Origin of the sequence: Plasticicumulans sp. (assembly GCF_035331805.1) — a bacterium.
Lineage (GTDB): Bacteria > Pseudomonadota > Gammaproteobacteria > Competibacterales > Competibacteraceae > Plasticicumulans.
On sequence record NZ_DAOLKE010000505.1, the window covers coordinates 1 to 1914 of the forward strand.

Annotated in this window: 1 protein-coding gene; it reads right to left on the bottom strand. The window is 69.6% G+C overall.

What is annotated here, in order from left to right; genetic code table 11:
* On the bottom strand, positions 1–1586 hold a 1586-nt coding region (gene rtcR, locus PKE44_RS18875; protein WP_324554307.1), incomplete at its 3' end, for an RNA repair transcriptional activator RtcR.
* Positions 1587–1914 lie beyond the last annotated feature (328 nt).

The window sequence follows — 1914 nt, forward strand, 5'->3', positions numbered from 1 at the left end:
TCCAGCCCGAACCGCGCCAGATACTTGCGCAGCCGGTCCGCATCATTCGGATTCGCCTTGCCCGCTCTGGAAACCGCGAACAGCTCGCGCCCGGCGGCCGACAACGATGCGCTGCCACGGCAGACGCGCAGCACCTCGGCGAGCTGCACGCGATCGAAGCGATCGAGCCCCGCCGCGGCTTCGGCGCCGAGCAGTGCGCTGACCGGGTCGTCGCCGGCGGACTCCTCCTCCGGCCGCTCGCCCCACTGCCCGCGCAGCCGGTCGAGTTCCTCGGTGACCGTGTCCACGTCGATGCGCCCGCCCTCGGCCAGCGTCGCCATGCGCAGCACCGAGGCGCCGAGTTCGCGGAAGTTGCCGCGCCAGGGCGCGTCCGGGCCGGTCGCGAAGTCGAGGTAGCGGCGGCGGGCTTCAGCGTTGAAGCGCACGCGCTGGCCTTGCTCGCGCGCGTGGCGTTCGAGCTCGAAGTCGAGGTTCGGCTCGATGTCCTCGCGCCGCTCGGCCAGACCCGGCAGCCGGAAGGTCCACAGATTGATCCGTGCGTATAAATCCTCGCGGAAGCGCCCGGCCGCGACCTCGGCGGCCAGATCGCGGTGCGTGCCGGCGATCAGCTCGAAGCGGCTTTCGACTTCCTTGTCGGCGCCGACCGGCAGGAAGCGGCCGTCCTCGATCGCCTTCAGCAGCATCGCCTGCTCATCCGGCCCGAGTTCGCCGATCTCGTCGAGGAACAGAAGCCCCTTGTCGGCACTGCGCAGCAGGCCGGCGCGTTCGGTCTGCGCGCCGGTGTAGGCACCGCGCTTGTGGCCGAACAGCGCCGACATCGCGCCATCGCCGCGCAGCGTCGCGCAGTTGACCTCGACGAAGGCACCGCTCAACCGGTGGCGGGCGCGCTTGAGTTCGTAGATGCGCCTCGCCAGAAAGCTCTTGCCGGCGCCGGTCGGCCCGAGCAGCAGCAGCGGCGCACGCGAGCGCAGCGCAACACGTTCGATGCGCGCGATCGTCGTGTTGAAGGCCGGATTGCGGGTGGCGATGCCGGCTTTCAGGAAATCCGCCTGCTCGACCTGCTCGCGCGCGAAGCGCCGGGCGATGCGGTCGTAACGTGACAGGTCGAGGTCGATCACCGCGCAACTGCCGGGATCGCTGGCGATCTGCTTGCGCGGCGGCGCCGTCTGCAGCAGCCGCGCCGGCAGCTCGCGCGCTTCGGTCAGCAGGAACAGGCAGATCTGCGCGACGTGCGTGCCGGTGGTGATGTGCACGAGGTAATCCTCGGCCTCGGGCGCGAACGGATAGCCGCGCGCGAAGTCGTGCAGCGCGCCGTAGACCTCCTCGAAATCCCACGGATCGCTCATCGTCAGCGCGTGCAGCGTCAGCGTCGTCTCGGGCGAGATGAAACCGATGTCGCTGGCGACGTGTTCGGCCAGCTCGCGGAAGCGCGCCTCGTACAGCAGCTCGAAACGGTCGATCACGCAATCCGGCTGCTGGCACAGCGCCACGCTCGGGCGCCACTTCTCCCAGCGCCCGGCGCCCTTGCCGCTGTCGAGCGTGGTGCCGAGCAGACCGATGACGACCAGCGGACGGTTCCGGGACATGAGGCAGGCTTCCGGGGGACAGGAGCCATCAGGATAAATCCTGATCCGTACGGATCAGAAACCCGTGCGCCATGGAAGCCCTTGCGGCAGCGCACCGGCCACGCAAATCCCTGCCGGATCAGCCTGCTGCAGCGCGAAGCCCGCAACTGGCACGCTGCCTGCGATACCGGGGCCATCCCCCGACGCCACGACCGCCGGCGCAACCAGCCGGCGAGGAGTCCCGCGATGAGCAGCAAGACCGAACTCAGCCACGAAGTCATGAACGTCCCGGACGGCGTGCCGGTGAAGATGTGGACGCGCGGCGTGCCGGTCGATGACAAGGCGCGTG